General features: G+C 71.2%; 14 protein-coding genes and 1 pseudogene. 3 read left to right on the top strand and 12 right to left on the bottom strand.

What is annotated here, in order from left to right; genetic code table 11:
- Positions 1-111 (top strand): annotated as a pseudogene (locus ACS5PV_RS30065) (IS5/IS1182 family transposase); the annotation flags it as partial.
- Positions 112-117: 6 nt separating this feature from the next.
- Here the strand turns inward: ACS5PV_RS30065 and ACS5PV_RS30060 are convergent.
- From ACS5PV_RS30060 to ACS5PV_RS30010, 11 genes are all read right to left on the bottom strand, one after another.
- The gene (locus tag ACS5PV_RS30060) at positions 118-1,815 is read right to left on the bottom strand and encodes a Dyp-type peroxidase (protein WP_455399000.1); all 1,698 of its coding nucleotides are present in this window, start codon (positions 1,813-1,815) and stop codon (positions 118-120) included.
- 69 nt (positions 1,816-1,884) lie between these two features.
- A complete protein-coding gene (locus ACS5PV_RS30055) occupies positions 1,885-2,814 on the bottom strand; it encodes a hypothetical protein (protein ID WP_455398999.1) in 930 nt (309 codons plus the stop codon).
- Positions 2,815-2,839: 25 nt separating this feature from the next.
- Positions 2,840-3,655, bottom strand: a complete 816-nt coding sequence (locus ACS5PV_RS30050) for a hypothetical protein (protein ID WP_455398998.1) — start codon at positions 3,653-3,655, stop codon at positions 2,840-2,842.
- A 254-nt stretch (positions 3,656-3,909) separates the two neighbouring features.
- Positions 3,910-5,112: a phenylacetate--CoA ligase family protein gene (locus ACS5PV_RS30045; RefSeq protein ID WP_455398997.1), complete on the bottom strand. Its 1,203-nt coding sequence runs from the start codon at positions 5,110-5,112 to the stop codon at positions 3,910-3,912.
- A gap of 51 nt (positions 5,113-5,163) precedes the next feature.
- Positions 5,164-5,577: a PIN domain-containing protein gene (locus ACS5PV_RS30040; protein ID WP_455398996.1), complete on the bottom strand. Its 414-nt coding sequence runs from the start codon at positions 5,575-5,577 to the stop codon at positions 5,164-5,166.
- Between the two features lie 6 nt (positions 5,578-5,583).
- Positions 5,584-5,841, bottom strand: a complete 258-nt coding sequence (locus ACS5PV_RS30035) for a type II toxin-antitoxin system Phd/YefM family antitoxin (RefSeq protein ID WP_455398995.1) — start codon at positions 5,839-5,841, stop codon at positions 5,584-5,586.
- Positions 5,842-5,925: 84 nt separating this feature from the next.
- The gene (locus ACS5PV_RS30030) at positions 5,926-6,792 is read right to left on the bottom strand and encodes an HpcH/HpaI aldolase/citrate lyase family protein (protein ID WP_455398994.1); all 867 of its coding nucleotides are present in this window, start codon (positions 6,790-6,792) and stop codon (positions 5,926-5,928) included.
- 4 nt (positions 6,793-6,796) lie between these two features.
- Positions 6,797-7,291, bottom strand: a complete 495-nt coding sequence (locus ACS5PV_RS30025; RefSeq protein WP_455398993.1) for a MaoC family dehydratase — start codon at positions 7,289-7,291, stop codon at positions 6,797-6,799.
- The gene (locus ACS5PV_RS30020) at positions 7,288-9,234 is read right to left on the bottom strand and encodes an ATP-binding protein (RefSeq protein WP_455398992.1); all 1,947 of its coding nucleotides are present in this window, start codon (positions 9,232-9,234) and stop codon (positions 7,288-7,290) included. The genes ACS5PV_RS30025 and ACS5PV_RS30020 overlap by 4 nt, the downstream gene beginning before the upstream one ends.
- A 19-nt stretch (positions 9,235-9,253) precedes the next feature.
- Positions 9,254-10,861: a carboxyl transferase domain-containing protein gene (locus tag ACS5PV_RS30015; protein ID WP_455398991.1), complete on the bottom strand. Its 1,608-nt coding sequence runs from the start codon at positions 10,859-10,861 to the stop codon at positions 9,254-9,256.
- An 11-nt stretch (positions 10,862-10,872) separates the two neighbouring features.
- Positions 10,873-12,045, bottom strand: coding sequence for an isovaleryl-CoA dehydrogenase (locus ACS5PV_RS30010; RefSeq protein ID WP_455398990.1), 1,173 nt, complete (start codon positions 12,043-12,045; stop codon positions 10,873-10,875).
- A gap of 386 nt (positions 12,046-12,431) precedes the next feature.
- Here ACS5PV_RS30010 and ACS5PV_RS30005 point away from each other — a divergent pair, with 386 nt between their 5' ends.
- The gene (locus tag ACS5PV_RS30005; protein ID WP_455398989.1) at positions 12,432-13,835 is read left to right on the top strand and encodes a methyl-accepting chemotaxis protein; all 1,404 of its coding nucleotides are present in this window, start codon (positions 12,432-12,434) and stop codon (positions 13,833-13,835) included.
- Between the two features lie 12 nt (positions 13,836-13,847).
- On the opposite strand, the gene ruvC is transcribed toward ACS5PV_RS30005, so the two are convergent.
- Positions 13,848-14,405 carry a crossover junction endodeoxyribonuclease RuvC gene (gene ruvC, locus ACS5PV_RS30000; RefSeq protein WP_455398988.1) on the bottom strand — a complete coding sequence of 186 codons (558 nt, stop codon included), beginning with the start codon at positions 14,403-14,405 and terminating at the stop codon, positions 13,848-13,850.
- Between the two features lie 184 nt (positions 14,406-14,589).
- Here ruvC and ACS5PV_RS29995 point away from each other — a divergent pair, with 184 nt between their 5' ends.
- A complete protein-coding gene (locus ACS5PV_RS29995; protein ID WP_455398987.1) occupies positions 14,590-15,345 on the top strand; it encodes a sulfite exporter TauE/SafE family protein in 756 nt (251 codons plus the stop codon).
- Positions 15,346-15,563: the final 218 nt, after the last annotated feature.

Raw genomic sequence — 15,563 nt, 5'->3', positions numbered from 1 at the left:
CGGCTGGTCAAGGATTACGAGCGCTACGCCAGCACATTGGCGGGCCTCCACATGGTTGCCTTCGTCTGCGATATGCTCAGCAAAATCGAACGTACAATAATCAGTTCATAACACGCTCTAGGTCGGGTCGGTGATGCCCGTGCCGATCAGGCGTAGCGCCGTCATGCTCGGCACGAAGAAGTAATCGCCGCCGCGGGGCTCCACGAGCTGGGGCAGGTCGTTGCAGATGAAGGGCCGCTGCCCGCGGCCCGGCTCGACCGCGATCACGAGCTTCGGATCGTGGTGGGAGCCGCCCTTCGGGTGGTTGCCGATCACCGGGCAGGTGTCGCTGCCGGCGTTGAAGTCGAGGCCGTACTGCATCCATTGCTGCTGCACGAACTCGAACTGGCGAAACAGGTTGGCGCAGATCGCCAGGAAGATGATGCCCTGCTCGCCGGAATCCTTCCCGCTGCCGCCCTGCGAGGGACCGCCATAGGGCAGGCCGCGGCGCAGGATGCGGCGGCGGTTGACCAGCGCCGAGCCGTCGCCGCTCGTCGGGTCCGGGTCGGCGACGTGCGGGTCGAGCATGTCGCGGGGGTTCGCCCGGCGCATGTGGGCGGCGACCGGGCAGGTGGCGCCGTCGAGGTCCCCGCGATAGGTGAAGTCGGTGTAGCGCAGGGCGAGGGCGGCGAGCTTCGGCTTGTCCCCGGCGGCCTTGGCCTGGGCGAGCTCCGCCTGGAACGCCAGCCAGTCGTCGTGGGTCGGCGCGGCCTGGAGCGGGATCCCGTCCTCCCAGCGCCCGACGAGCTTGGCGCGCAGGGTCGCCTCGGCCTGCGCCTGCGGGACGCCGTGGAGGGCGGCGTAACGCTCGCCCTGCTGGCGGATGTAGGTCGCGAAGCTCTCGACGTTCTCGTGCAGCTTGCGGTAGGCCATGAAGGTGCCGTTGCGGCTGAACTTGATCGGCATCGCCGCGCCGGGGATCTCCTGCCCCTCGTCCGGGTAGCCGAGCAGGAACTCGCCGGTGGCGAGCGGCGCCCAGGTCTGGTCGGGCATCAGCTTGCCGCCGCCGATCACCCGCAGCGCCTCCAGCCCCGGCGGGAACTGGCCCTCGAAGACCGGGTCGCCGAAGCCGTCCGAGAGCCCGAAATGCTCCTTGTTGGTCGCCGAGAGGCCGTGCTCGCCCGGGGCGAGAACCGCCGACATCTCCTGGAAGTCGGCTCCGTCCGGCCCGGTGCCGGACAGGAGCACGACCTTGCCGCCGGACTCCGCGCACAGGTCGCGCAGGCGTTGCGTCTCCGTTTCGAGCTCGGCGACCGGCGTGCCGTCGGGGTTCATCTGCGCGTTCAGCATCACCACGATGTGGACGCGGTTCTCGCCGGCCGAGTCGCGCCACACGGGGTCGCGGGTCTCAAGGAAGGGGCCGTCGCCGAGGATCTCGGCCCGCTGGGCCATGCCGTCGATGAACTCGTCGGGCATGCCCCGCAGGGTGCGCACCGGTACGCCAAGGGCGAGGAGGCCGTAGAACGTGAAGGCGAGGTTGAGCGTCACCTTCGGCTTTTCCAGCGTCACCTCGCCCGGGTAGTTGTCCTCGTCCGCGGCGCGGACGACGTCCTTGAGGCGCGGGGCGCGGCGGCGCAGCAGCCCCTCGCCGCGATTCGGGTCGCGCCAGCGCGCGGCGGTGGTGACCTGCGGCCGCAAGCCCTCCACGAAGGTGCGGCCCTCCGCACCGTCGCCGCGCACGGTCAGGAAGAAGGCGCGGGCTTTGGGGAAGCCCTGCCGGCCGTAGGCGCGCAGGATGCCGCCCTGGATGTCGGCGAGGTCGAGGAGGGTCGTCATGCCGTGGGTTCCGGGCGGGAGGCGGCGCGCGGGCCGGGATAGTCGGGCGGGGGTCGCGGGCCGGCGGCGTCAGCTGCCGATCACCCCGGGAGCCTGCGTCGGGCCGGCGACGTCCGACGGGCGGTGGGTGGCGAGGAACTGGCGGAACGCCGCCCCGCGCCCCGGCGGCGCGGCCCCCTGCTGGGCGATGGCGAAGCGCGTGAAGGCCTGCTGGAGGTAGAGCGCCTTCAGCACGTGCCGCAGGGTCGCGTCCGGCGCCGCCGGCAGCGGCTGGGCGCCGCGGCGCATCACGATCCAGTAATCGACCGCGACGCCCGCGAGCCCGAGCACCAGTGCCAGGACGAGGCCGGTGGGCCAGCGCACGACGTGGATGAGCGCCGCGAGGAGCGGCAGCACGACCCCGAGCGCCGGCGGCGTGATCACCAGCCAGCGCGAGGGCGACGTCAGCGGCGGCTTGCCGATCCAGTAATCGTTGAACGGCATCGTCGTCTCGACCTGGCACGGCAGCAGGAAGTCGGCGAAGGTCTTCCCGTCGCGGACCTCGCGAAAGCCGTAGCAGTAGCGGAATACCGCCTCGAGCTCGCGCGGCACCAGGCTCCAGAGCTCCTCGCAGTAGTGCCGCGCCGGGTCGGCCTCTTCCGGGTCGAAGTCGATCATCACGAGGAGGTAGGGGCAGGCGAGGACGTCGTTGGCCTGCGGGAGCAGGAGGTCGGTCGCATGCACGGCGTCCGCCACCGCGTCGCTGTGGTCGCGTCCGTTGAAGAACGGCTGGTCGAGCACGACGAACCGGGCGAAATGCGTGCGCAGCGAGCGGGCGAAGGGGCTCTGGATCCCGACCTTCACCGCCTCCGGCGATTGCAGGGCGGTCGGCAGTGTCTCCAGCGCCTCGCGCACCATGTGGACGGGGGAGCTGCGCAGGCCCTCGTGCTCGACGATGACGTCGTTCTTGATCGGCACGATCGCGGTGAAGAAGTAGTGGCCGCCGTCGAGGTTCGGCATCTCGGGCTCTCCTGTCGGCGTGCGCTCAGCGGTCGTGGCGGCGCGCGGCGCTGCGGCGGGTGCGGCCCTTGACCAGGGCCTCGACGGTGGCCCGGACCGCGCCGGCCTGCGAGGCCGACGCGTCGGCGCGGGGGGCGGCGTCCATGGTCTCCAGGGCGGGCGCCGCCTGGACGACCTCCACCGGCGGCGGGCCGCTGCCGTCCCGGCCCCAGCGGGCGCGCACCATGGCGCAGCGGTGCAGGTCGGCGATCGCGGTGTCGCGGCTCGCCACCGGCCCGTAGCCCGGCGTGCCGAGGCAGCCCTGGTTCTCGGTGAGCACCCGGTCGAAGGCCGCTGAAAGGGCGTCGTCGTCGCCGTCCGGCCTCACCGCCCGCAGGGCGGCGGCGAGCTGCAGCGCCAGCTTGATGTCGCGCTGGCCGCTGCCCGGCGTCGCGTTGTAGTAGTAGCCGGTATCGATCTGGTTTACCCGGATGTAGGACTTGAACGGGGTGATCGGGATCGAGTTCGGGTACTTGGTGCTGCAATACCAGAACAGGTCGAGCCCGTTGGGGATGCCGTCCGCGAAGGCGTCGATGTACTGGTCCCAGGTGCCGTTGAAGTTGCTGCAGAACAGCATGTAATCGTTGGCGAGCACCTGCTCCGGCTGGCCGCGGCGGGGCCACTGGCCGCGCCGGATGATCACCCAGCGGGCGAAATGGATCAGCGACAGGCCGAGAAGACCCGACAGGGTCCCGGGAAAGACCCGCGACACCATGAAGATGAGGCGGTTGAGCCAAGTCCATCGCGGCCGGACCGGCGTCACGACGTTCATGCCATAGGCTTTCCCCGCCACGTTCGACATGCGACCGTCCCCGATTCGTGCGGAGACACTATCACAACCTAGAGGAACATCAACGCGGAGCGAAACCCGGGGCGATAGAAAAATCGACCGGCGCAGGGCCGGCGGGAGATGGTCTCACGGAAATTGGCGGATGCGCCGCGTCTTCGGGGCGAGGTGCCGGGCGCCGACGGCATGAACTGGAGGATGGTGTCCAGAAAGCAGGAATAGACTGCGCACCGGGCGGCGGCACGGAGGCGCGCCGCCGCCCGCGACCGTCAGCCCACCTGCCGCTCGTCGGCGATGACCTTGCCGTCGTTCGGCAGGCTGCCTGGGGCGACGATCTCGACCGTGCCGCGCAGCTTCGTCACCGCCCGCAGGGTCTCGGCCACCGCTCCGGCGAGGGCGGTGTCGCGCGCGCCGGCCTCCGCCCGCAGGGTCATCACGTCGGCCTCGTCCGCCCGGGTCACCACCAGGCGAAGGCGGCCGAGCTCCGGGTGGCGGCGGGCGATCTCGGCGACCTGCTCGGGGCGCACGAACATGCCCTTCACCTTGGCGGCCTGGTCGGCCCGGCCCATCCAGCCGCGGATGCGCGTGCCCCCGGGCAGCGCCGCCGTGAGGTCGCCGAGCGCGTAGCGGATCAGCGGCCGGTCGAGGTCGAGCACCGTGACGACGATCTCGCCGACCTCGCCCTCCGGCACCGGATCGCCGGTACCCGGCCGCACGATCTCGAGGATCAGACCGTCGCTGACGAGGAGGCCCGGCTCGCCAGAGTTTTCCGCGCCCCGCGTCTCGTAGGCGATGAAGCCGACATCGGCCGTGGCGTAGGCCTGAGCTGCGGCGATGCCGCGCTCGCGGAACTCGGCTTGGAGCGAGGGCGGGAAGGCGGCGCCCGAGACCAGGGCCTTCGTCAGCGAGGACACGTCCCGCCCGGCCTTCCGGCCTGCATCGAGCAGCACCTTGAGGAAGTCCGGCGTGCCGACGTAGCCGGCGGGGCGGTAGGCCTCGATCAGGTCGAGCTGCTGCTCGGTGTTGCCGGGCCCGGCCGGGATCACCGCGCAGCCGAGGGCGCGCGCGGCGGTGTCGAAGATGAAGCCGCCCGGCGTCAGGTGGTAGCCAAAGGTGTTGAGCACCACCTCGCCGGCCCGGAAGCCCGCGGCCTTGAGCGCCGGCGCGCCGCCCCACGGATCCTCGCCGGCCCGCTGCGGCTCGAAGATCGGCCCCGGCGAGGTGAACAGGCGGGCGAACCCCCCGGCCGGCCCCGGCACGAAGCCGCCGAAGGGCAGGGCCTCGCGCTGGCGCGCCGGCATCTCGCCCTTGCGCAGGACCGGCAGTCGGGCGAGCGCCGCCCGGTCGGTCACGGCGGCGGGGTCGACCCCGGCGAGGTGGGCGGCGTAGGCGGGGGCCTTGAGGGCGGCCGCCAGGGCATCGGGCAGGCGGGCGAAGAGGGCGGCCTGGGTCTGGGCTGCGTCGTGGGACATGGTGGGGGGCGTTCTCCCGGGGGATGGCCCGCGCGTTGGCCGCGCGGTGCGTCAAGGTTGGAGCAGGGTGAAAGGGTCCACGATCCGGACGCCGAACGGTGCGAAATCACGCACGTTGCGGGTCACGACTGCGAGGCCGTGAACGTGGGCTGTCGCGGCGATCATGGCATCCTCGCTGAGATGCCGGCCCTGTCGGTGCATCAGGCGCGCGGCCTGTCGAAACGTCCGGGCGTCCATGGCCAGGACGTTGTAGGCGGCTGCTACCTGCTCCAGCCACGCGTCGAGTTCGTCGGCTTTCGCCGGATCCGTCGACCTCGTACGTTCGATGCCGGATTGGATCTCTCCGATCGTCACGGCGGACAGATGAAGATCGGCATCGGCTACGCCACGAAACCAGGCGAGCACACCGCCATGCGGCTTCCGCCTGCGAAGCTCTGAGACAACGTTGGTATCCAACAGGTACATGCCTGCTCAGTCGAGCAGGATGGGCGGGCGCCGCTCCTCGCTGCCGCGCTCGGGCAGCATCAGATCTGCCCGAGGTTCGGGCGCGAGCAGCAGATCCTTCAGGGTCGGCCGAGCGTCCCGCTGAAGGCGCTCCCACTCACGAATCGGCACCAGGACTGCCGCATCCTGTCCTTCAGTCGTGACGAGCTGAGGACCTTCCCTCAAGCAGGTGTCGAGAACCTCGCCGAAGCGGACTTCCGCATCCTGGATGGGCCAGCTCTTCATGGATAGGATCCCGCGTCTCCGGACGTTGCAGAATACCACGGAAGCCGCAGGGTGGATGCTCACCCGGCAACTGTCTCCTTCGCCTCACCCCACCCGCGCCAGCAGCCGCTCCGCCCGGCGCAGGTGCGGCCGGTCGAACATCTCGCCGTCGATCCCGACGACGCCGACCCCCGGCGCCTGCGCGAAGGCGGCCACGACCTTCCGTGCCTGCGCCACCGCCGCGTCGGTCGGCGTGAAGGCCTCGTTGATCACCGCCACCTGCGCGGGATGGATCGCCATCTTGCCGACGAAGCCGTCGCGGCGCGCCGCGCGGCACTCGCGCGCCAGTCCTTCGAGATCGCGGAAATGGGCGTTGATGGTGTCGATCGCGTCGACCTCCGCCGCGGCTGCCGCCATCAGGGTTAGGTTGCGGGCGAGGGCGAACGGCGCGCTCCAGGCGCCGTCCTCTCCCCGGTTGGTCTCGGCGCCGAGATCGGCCGACAGGTCCTCCGCCCCCCAGGTGACGCCCGACAGCCGCGGGCTCGCTCCCGGCAGGGTCTGGAGCGCGAAGATCGCCCGGGCCGTCTCGGTGGCGATCGGCAGGATGCGGGTGGCGCCGTCGGGGAGGCCGGTTTGCGCCTCGTGCACCGCGAGGCGCGCGCCGAGATGCGCCACCGAGGGACCGCCCTCGGCCTTGGGCAGCATGATCCCGTCGGGGGCGTGCGGCATCACCGCCGCGAGGTCGTCCTCGGTCAGGCCGGTATCGAGGGCGTTGACGCGCACGTAGAGCTTCGGCCGGCCAGCCTGCCCGCGCATCCGCGCGAGGAAGCCGGCGGCGACCTCGCGGGCTTTCGGCTTCTCCGGCAGCGCGACGGAATCCTCGAGGTCGAGGATCAGGGCATCGGCCCCGATCTCCAGGCCCTTCTCCTGCTTGCGGGGGGAGTCGCCGGGGACGAACAGCAACGAGCGCATCGCGTCAGGCCTCCTGGGTGGGACGCTTGCGCATCATCGCCTGGCGCCGGCACTCGGCCACCAGGGTGCCGTCCTGCTTGTAGGCGCGGTGGACGAACTCGACGATGCCGGCCTCCGGCCGCGAGCGCGATTCGCGCTTGGCGACGACCTCCGTCGTGACGCTCACCGTGTCGCCCTCGAACAGCGGCGCGGGAAACCGCGTCTCGGTCATGCCGAGATTGCCGATGGTGGTGCCGACCGTGGTGTCGTTGACCGAGATGCCGATCATCAGCCCGAGGGTGAACAGCGAGTTCATCAGCGGCTTGCCCCACTCGGTCTCGGTGGCGCAGAAATGCGCGTCGATATGGAGCGGCTGCGGGTTGAGCGTCAGGTTGGAGAACAGCATGTTGTCCATCTGCGTCACCGTGCGGGTGAGTCGATGGCGCAAGCTGGCGCCGACCTCGAAATCCTCGAAGTACAGCCCGCCGCGCGGATGGGTCGAAGCGGGAATCGTGCTCACGCGGCGTCCTCCTTCGTCAGGGTGATCAGGCGGGCGCCCTCGGCGACCTGCTGGCCGGCTTGCCCCGCCACGTCGGCGACGATGCCGTCCGAGGGCGCGGTCAGGGCGTGCTCCATCTTCATCGCCTCGACCACCGCGAGGCGCTGGCCGCGCACGACCCTGTCGCCGGGAGCGACGAGCACGGCGACGAGGCGGCCGTGCATCGGCGCCTTGATGGTGCCGCCCTGGTCGATGTGGTCGAGATCGACCGCGAACGGATCGGGCGGGGAGAGCGCGATCTGGCGGCCCTCGCAGAGCACCAGCACGCCGTTCGGCGCCTCGATCACCGCGAGGGCGGCGGGATCGGGGCCCGCCTCGCCGTACTCCACTCTCACGCCGGAGGCGCCCCAGCGCAGCACCGCCTCGGCCGGCTCGCCCTCCAGCACGAACGGGAACACCTGGCGGCGGGCCTCGCCGAGCTGGAACCCGTCCGCCGCGTCCCAGGGCGAGCCTGTGCCGGCGCGCGTCTCCCGCGCCACCAGCGCCCGGATGCCGGCGCGTACGCCGGCGTCGCGGTGCGGGCTCGGCGCAGTCAGGGTGGCGAGGTCGCGGTCGATGAAGCCGGTATCGAAGCGGCCCTCGCGAAAATCCTGCGCCTCGGCGAGCGCCTTGAGGAAGGCGACGTTGGTCTTCGGGCCCGCCACCCGGGTGCGGCCGAGCGCGTCCGCCAGGCGGTCGAGCGCTTGCGTCCGGGTCGCCCCGTGGGCGATCACCTTGGCGATCATCGGGTCGTAGAACGGCGTCACCCGGTCGCCGGCGCGCACGCCGGTATCGACCCGGATGCCCTCACCCGCGGGCAGGTCGAGGGCCCACAAGGGGCCGGTCGAGGGCAGGAAGCCGTGGTCCGGATCCTCGGCGTAGAGCCGCGCCTCGACGGCGTGGCCGTGGATCGCGAGACCCGCCTGATCGACCGGCAGCGCCTCGCCGGAGGCGACCCGGAACTGCCATTCCACGAGGTCGTGCCCGGTGATCGCCTCGGTCACCGGATGCTCGACCTGAAGCCTCGTGTTCATCTCCATGAACCAGAAGCCGTCGGGGCGTAGCCCCTCGCGCCCGTCGGCGATGAACTCGACCGTGCCGGCGCCGACATAGCCTACCGCCTTCGCCGCCTCGACCGCGGCGCGGCCCATCGCGGTTCGGACCGCCTCGGGCATGCCGGGGGCGGGCGCCTCCTCGATCACCTTCTGGTGGCGGCGCTGGAGCGAGCAGTCGCGCTCGAACAGGTGCACGGCGTTGCCGTGGGCATCGCAGAAGACCTGGATCTCGACGTGGCGGGGCGACAAAATATACTTCTCGACCAGCACCCGCGGGTCGCCGAAGGCGTTCTGGGCCTCGCGCTGCGCGGAAGCGAGGGCATCGGCAAACCCTTCCGGCCCCTCGACCCGGCGCATGCCCTTGCCGCCGCCGCCGGCCACCGCCTTGATGAGCACCGGGAACCCGATCGCGGCGGCCTCGGCCGCGAGGAAGTCGGGGTCCTGGCGGGCGCCGTGATAGCCCGGCACCACCGGCACACCGGCTTCTGCCACCAGCGCCTTCGCGGCGTCCTTGAGGCCCATGGCGCGGATCGCCGAGGCCGGCGGGCCGACGAAGACGATGCCGGCTTCCTCGCAGGCCTCGGCGAAGTCCGGCCGCTCGGACAGGAAGCCGTAGCCCGGATGGATGCACGCCGCCCCGCTCGCCCGGGCGGCGTCCAGGATGCGGTCGATGCGGAGATACGAGTCGGCGGCGGGCGCCGGGCCAAGCAAGAAGGCCTCGTCGGCGAGCGCGACGTGCAGCGCGTCGCGGTCGGCCTCGGAGTAGACCGCGATGGTGCGCATCCCGAGACGTTTCGCGGTGCGGATCACCCGGCAGGCGATCTCGCCGCGATTGGCGACGAGGACGGAGGCGAGGCGGCGTATGGTCATGGCTGTACCTTGGCTGTCCTCACATCCGGAACAGGCCGAACCGGGTCTCCGGCACCGGCGCGTTGAGGCAGGCCGAGAGCGCGAGGCCGAGCACCCGGCGCGTCTCCTCCGGCAGGATGATGCCGTCGTCCCACAGCCGCGCGGTGGCGTAGTAGGGCGAGCCCTCCTCCTCGAAGCCGGCGCGGATCGGCGCCTTGAACGCCTCTTCGTCTTCCGGGCTCCAGGCGCCGCCACCGGCCTCGATGTTGTCGCGCCGCACGGTGGCCAGCACGCTCGCCGCCTGCTCGGCGCCCATCACCGAGATGCGCGAGTTCGGCCAGGCGAACAGGAAGCGCGGGGAGTAGGCCCGGCCGCACATGCCGTAATTGCCCGCCCCGTAGGAGCCGCCGACGATCAGCGTGAGCTTCGGCACCGCGGCCGTCGCCACCGCGGTGACGAGCTTGGCCCCGTTCTTGGCGATGCCGCCGGCCTCGACCTCGCGCCCGACCATGAAGCCGGAGATGTTCTGGAGGAAGACGAGCGGAATCCGCCGCTGGCAGCACAGCTCGATGAAGTGCGCGCCTTTCAGCGCGCTCTCCGAGTACAGGATGCCGTTATTGGCCAGGATCCCGACCGGCATGCCGTGCAGGCGGGCGAACCCCGTGACCAGCGTGGTGCCGTAGAGCCGCTTGAACTCGTCGAATTCCGAGCCGTCGACGAGGCGGGCGATCAGCTCGCGCGCGTCGTACTGCTTGCGCAGGTCCGTCGGCACCAGGGCGTCGAGGTCGTCGACGGCGTAGGCCGGATCGACGGGAGCCGCGATGTCGAGGTCCGGCCGCTTGAGCGTGTTGAGGCCCCCGACGATGCGGCGCAGGATGGCGAGCGCGTGGGCGTCGTCGGTGGCGTAGTGGTCGGCGACGCCCGACAGGCGGGCGTGCACGTCGGCGCCGCCGAGATCCTCCGCGCTCACCACCTCGCCGGTCGCAGCCTTCACGAGAGGGGGGCCGCCGAGGAAGATCGTGCCCTGGCGGCGCACGATCACGCTCTCGTCCGACATCGCCGGCACGTAGGCGCCGCCGGCGGTGCACGAGCCCATCACGCAGGCGATCTGCGGGATGCCGGCGGCCGACATCTGCGCCTGGTTGTAGAAGATGCGCCCGAAATGCTCGCGGTCGGGAAACACTTCCGTCTGCTGCGGCAGGTTGGCGCCGCCGGAATCGACGAGGTAGAGGCACGGAAGCCGGTTCTGGAGCGCGATCTCCTGCGCCCGCAGGTGCTTCTTCACCGTCAGGGGGTAGTAGGTGCCGCCCTTGATGGTGGCGTCGTTGCAGACCACCATCACCTCGCGGCCCGCCACCCGGCCGATGCCGGTGATGATGCCGGCGGCGTGGATGTCCTCGCCGTACATCCCGTTCGCGGCCAGAGCCCCGACCTCGAGGAAGGGCGAGCCCGGATCGAGCAGGCGCAGGACCCGGTCGCGGGGCAGCAGCTTGCCGCGGGCGACGTGGCGCTCGCGGGCCCGCTCCGGCCCGCCGGCGGCGGCCCTGGCGCGGTGGGCCTTGAGGGCCTGGCGCAACTCGCCCCAGGCGGCGCGGTTCTGCTCCGCCGCCCCGGAGGCGAGGTCGGCGCTGGTGGGGATGACCGGCATCGTTGTGCGCCTCAGGCGGATTTGGCGAAGAGCTCGCGGCCGATCAGCATCCGGCGGATCTCGCTGGTGCCGGCGCCGATCTCGTAGAGCTTGGCGTCGCGAAGCAGGCGCCCGGTCGGGTAGTCGTTGATGTAGCCGTTGCCGCCGAGAAGCTGGATCGCGTCGAGGGCGCATTGCGTCGCCCGCTCGGCGGCGTAGAGGATCGCGCCGGCCGCGTCCTCGCGGGTGGTCTCGCCGCGGTCGCAGGCCTGGGCCACCGCGTAGACGTAGGCCTTGGCGGCGTTGGTCGAGACGTACATGTCGGCGAGCTTGCCCTGGACGAGCTGGAACTCGCCGATCGCCTGGCCGAACTGCTTGCGCTCGTGGACGTAAGGAATCACCACGTCGAGGCAGGCCTGCATGATGCCGAGCGGTCCGGCGGCCAGCACCGCGCGCTCGTAGTCGAGGCCCGACATCAGCACGTTGACGCCGCGGCCGACCGTGCCGAGCACGTTCTCCTCCGGGATCTCGCATTCCTCGAAGACCAACTCGCAGGTATCCGAGCCGCGCATGCCGAGCTTGTCGAGCTTCTGGGCGGTGGAGAACCCCTTCATGCCCTTCTCGACCAGGAAGGCGGTGATGCCGCGCGGTCCCGCCTGCGGATCGGTCTTGGCGTAGACCACCAGGGTCTCGGCGACGGGACCGTTGGTGATCCACATCTTCGAGCCGGTGAGCACGTAGCGGTCGCCCCTCTTCTCGGCGCGGGTGCGCATCGACACCACGTCCGAGCCGGCCCCGGGCTCCGACATCGCGAGCGCGCCGACGTTCTCGCCGGAGATGAGCTTCGGCAGGTACTTGCGCTTCTGCGCCTCCGAGCCGTTGCGGCGGATCTGGTTGATGCAGAGGTTCGAGTGCGCGCCGTAGGACAGGCCGACCGAGGCGGAAGCCCGCGACACCTCCTCCATCGCCACGCAATGGGCGAGGTAGCCGAGGCCCAATCCCCCGTACTCCTCCTCGACCGTGATGCCGTGGAGACCCAGCGCCCCCATCTCGGGCCAGAGGTCGCGCGGGAAGGTGTTGGTGCGGTCGATCTCCTCGGCCCGCGGCGCGATCCTGTCCTGCGCGAAGCTGCGCACGCTGTCGCGGATCGCCTCGGCTGTCTCGCCAAGGCCGAAGTTGAACTCACGCGCGGCGTTCGGGATCATCGGCGCCCTCCCTGATTTTCTCCATTCATACGAACGATCGTTTTTTAAGACAAGCCTGTCCGCTCCACCATCGGCGCGTGCGCGAGCCGGACGAGGTCGGTACCGGCCGATCGTGCGCGGTCCGGCGTCCCGCTGCGAAGATAGGCAGGTCGCGCAGGAACAAGGCCCCATAGGTCGTCGTGCGGGAACCGGCTGCACAGTCGATGGGCATCTCTCCGGGCGTCTATGATCGCACTACCCTAGGTCAATTAATGGTTGTGCGATCATGGTAATGAATTTTTATCCAGCCTCACGCAGAAGGAGACGAACATCGTCGGGAGCGAAGGATGGCTTGGGGTAGTCAAAAACCGATCAAGGATGCGAGGCTCACCGCGCTCGATCGGGCCATGGCCACGATCGAGTTCGCGCTCGACGGAACCATCGTCTCGGTGAACGCGAACTTCCAGGCGCTGACCGGCTATGCCCCGCAGGAGATCGTCGGCAAGCCCCACTCGCTTCTGGTACCGCCCGCGGTGCTGACCTCCGAGGCCTATCGGACGTTCTGGCATCAGCTCCGCGCCGGCATCCATCAGGTCGGCGAGTTCGAGCGGATCGGCAAGGGCGGCCGGCAGATCTGGCTCTGCGCCACCTACCTGCCGGTGCTCGGGCCCGACGGGCAGCCGAAGAGCGTGATGAAGTTCGCCTTCGACGTCACCGCCACCAAGAAGGAGACCGTACGCCTCGCCCGGATGGTCGAGGGGATGCCGATGGCGGTGATGATGGCGGACCCGCACGACGATTTCCGCATCAGCTACGTCAACGAGAGCTCGCGCTCGACGTTCGGCTCGATCAAGCAGCACCTTCCGGTGACGGTGGCCGACCTCGTCGGCTCCTCGGTCGACGTGTTTCACGAGCACCCCGCGCAGCACCGCCGAATGCTCGCCGATGCGAGCCGCCTGCCGCACCGGACCGAGATCCGCCTCGGGCCGGAAGTGCTCGACCTCCAGGTCTCGGCGATCAACGGGCCGGACGGCGCCTATCTCGGGCCGATGATGACCTGGTCGATCGTGACCGCCCGGACCCGCATCGCCGCGCAGGTGCGCGAGGTGGTGGACGCGGTGACGGCGGCGGCCGGCGAGATGGCGCAATCCGCCGAGGGCCTGACCGGGGCGGCGACGGATGCCCGCACCCGCGCCGTGGCGGTGGCGGACACCTCCCGCCAGATGTCCGGCAGCGTGCGGGACGTCGCCGACCAGGTCGGCCGCGTCTCGGAGCGCAGCCGCCAGATCGCCGTGCAGGCCGAGGCCACCGACGCGACGGTGCGGCGTCTCACCGAGAACACCCGCCAGGTCGACGCGGTGGTGGGCATGATCAAGTCGATCGCCAGCCAGACCAACCTGCTCGCCCTGAACGCGACGATCGAGGCCGCGCGGGCCGGGGAGGCGGGGCGCGGCTTCGCGGTCGTGGCGGCGGAGGTCAAGCAGCTCGCCGGCCAGACCGCCAGGGCCACCGACGAGATCACCCGGCAGGTCGCCACGATCCAGGCCGCCACCGGCGACGCCGTCGTGGCGATCCAGGGCATCACCGAGGCGGTCGGGGAATTGTCCGTCCTGACCCATTCCATCTCCGCAGCGGTGGAGGAGCAGGCCGCCTCCACCGCCGCGATGTCCGGCACCATCACCGGCGTGTCCGATGCCGCGACGAAGACCGGGCACCTCGCCGACACGGTGCGGGGCCTCGCCGGCACCCTCGCGGCTTCGTCCGGGCGGCTCGGCGGCAGCATCGCCGCCTTCGTCGGCGACCGGCGCTGAGGCGCGGCCGCGTCAGCCCCGCGCCGCCGCCCGGGCGATCCGCGCCGCGCCCGGCCCCGCTGCCGCGGCCTGCGTCGCTGCCCGGGCCCGCGCCGCGCGATGGCTGGCATGGGTGATCGCCACCGCCAGCGCGTCGGCCGCGTCCGCCGTGTCGGCGGTGGCCTTCGGCAGGAGAAAGCGGACCATGGCGCCGACCTGGTCCTTCTCGGCGTGGCCGGCGCCGACCACGGTCTTCTTGACCAGGTTGGCGGCGTATTCCGCCACCGGCAGGCCGGCGAGCGCCGGCACCAGCAGGGCGACGGCGCGGGCGTGGCCGAGCTTGAGGGTCGCCTGCGCGTCCTTGTTGACGAAGGTCTCCTCCACCGCCGCCTCGTCGGGCGAGAGCGCGGCGACGACCTTGGTCAGGCCCTCGTGCAGGGTGCGCAGGCGGGTGGCGAGGTCGTCGTCGCCGTCCGAGGTCAGGGTGCCGCTCGCCACGAAGGCGAGGCGGGTGCCCGTGACGGTGATCAGGCCCCAGCCGGTGCGGCGCAGGCCCGGATCGATGCCGAGGATGCGGATCGGTTCGCTCATCGCCGCTCGTGTGTCCTTGCCGTGGGTGCAGGCGGCGCCCGCATCATGCCGAAAAACCGTCCCGGCGCGAAGGGGCCGCCTCTGTAGCCGGGAAACCGGCACGGCGCCATCGCAGGACGTTCCGTGAACACTCATGCGGCCAACACCCTTGACGAATCGTGGCCGTGCCGGGCGTGGTGACGCGATGTCCCTCGACCTCGCCACCCTCCTGCCGCTCGACTCCCGGGCCGCCACCCTGTTCCTCGCCGCGCTGGTCGGCGGGCTGGTGCGCGGCTTCACCGGCTTCGGGTTCGCGATGGTGTTCGTGCCGGTCGCGGCGGCGGCGGTCGGTCCGGCGGCGGCGGTCGGGCTGATCTGGGTCGTCGACGCGCCGTTCTCGCTGTGGTTCGGGGTGCGCTCCGCCCCGCGGGCGACCTGGCGCGAGGTAGTGCCGCTGCTCATCGGCTCCACCCTCCTGCTGCCGGTCGGCGTCTGGCTGCTCACGAGGCTCGACCCGGGCCTGACCCGCTGGATCACTGCCGGGGCGATCCTGCTGGCGCTCGCCGCCCTGGTCTCGGGCTGGCGCTACCGCGGCGTGCCCTCGCTGCCGCTCTCGCTCGCCACCGGCGGCGCCTCGGGGCTGGCGAGCGGCTTTGCGGCGCTTGGCGGCATGCCGCTGGCCGTGTTCTGGCTCGCCAGCCAGCGCGCCTCGGGGGCCCAGGTCCGTGACAACCTGATGGCGTATTTCGGCCTCTCGACCCTGGTCTCGGGGGTGGTGTTCACGGCGACCGGGGTGCTGTCGGGCCCCCGCTTCGCGGAAGCCGTGCCGCTGCTCCTGCCCTACGGGCTCGGCCTCTGGGTCGGATCGCACGGCTTTCGCCGCGCCTCCGACCGGGCATTTCGCGTGATCGCCTACGCGGTGATCCTGGTGGCGGTCTGCCTGGCTCTGCCGCTGCGCTGAGGGCATTTCTGAGCGGGGGCGTGCTGCATCACCCTGCCCGCCGCGGATGCGCCTCAGCCGGCTCGCACGAACGAAGTCCGTCACGACTCGTTATTGCGACCCCCTGCCCGGGCGCGTAGATTGGGCTCGGACGGCACCTTTCCAGTCGCGAAGGCCCGGGGCACCGGGCTTGAGGCGGCATAGCCGACCGCCTCCTCGAGTAGGCAGCACTGGAAAGG

Source organism: Methylobacterium sp. Gmos1 (assembly GCF_053764715.1).
This window is presented reverse-complemented; position numbering and strand designations above follow the sequence as displayed.

Coding starts and splice junctions, on each gene's coding strand:
- ACS5PV_RS30060 (WP_455399000.1), bottom strand. CDS start 1,815: ATGACGACCCTCCTCGACCTCGCCGACATCCAGGGCGGCATCCTGCGC.
- ACS5PV_RS30045 (WP_455398997.1), bottom strand. CDS start 5,112: ATGTCCCACGACGCAGCCCAGACCCAGGCCGCCCTCTTCGCCCGCCTG.
- ACS5PV_RS29995 (WP_455398987.1), top strand. CDS start 14,590: ATGTCCCTCGACCTCGCCACCCTCCTGCCGCTCGACTCCCGGGCCGCC.
- ACS5PV_RS30035 (WP_455398995.1), bottom strand. CDS start 5,841: ATGAAGAGCTGGCCCATCCAGGATGCGGAAGTCCGCTTCGGCGAGGTT.
- ACS5PV_RS30030 (WP_455398994.1), bottom strand. CDS start 6,792: ATGCGCTCGTTGCTGTTCGTCCCCGGCGACTCCCCCCGCAAGCAGGAG.
- ACS5PV_RS30005 (WP_455398989.1), top strand. CDS start 12,432: ATGGCCACGATCGAGTTCGCGCTCGACGGAACCATCGTCTCGGTGAAC.
- ACS5PV_RS30015 (WP_455398991.1), bottom strand. CDS start 10,861: ATGCCGGTCATCCCCACCAGCGCCGACCTCGCCTCCGGGGCGGCGGAG.
- ACS5PV_RS30055 (WP_455398999.1), bottom strand. CDS start 2,814: ATGCCGAACCTCGACGGCGGCCACTACTTCTTCACCGCGATCGTGCCG.
- ACS5PV_RS30040 (WP_455398996.1), bottom strand. CDS start 5,577: ATGTACCTGTTGGATACCAACGTTGTCTCAGAGCTTCGCAGGCGGAAG.
- ACS5PV_RS30010 (WP_455398990.1), bottom strand. CDS start 12,045: ATGATCCCGAACGCCGCGCGTGAGTTCAACTTCGGCCTTGGCGAGACA.
- ACS5PV_RS30050 (WP_455398998.1), bottom strand. CDS start 3,655: ATGTCGAACGTGGCGGGGAAAGCCTATGGCATGAACGTCGTGACGCCG.
- ACS5PV_RS30020 (WP_455398992.1), bottom strand. CDS start 9,234: ATGACCATACGCCGCCTCGCCTCCGTCCTCGTCGCCAATCGCGGCGAG.
- ruvC (WP_455398988.1), bottom strand. CDS start 14,405: ATGAGCGAACCGATCCGCATCCTCGGCATCGATCCGGGCCTGCGCCGC.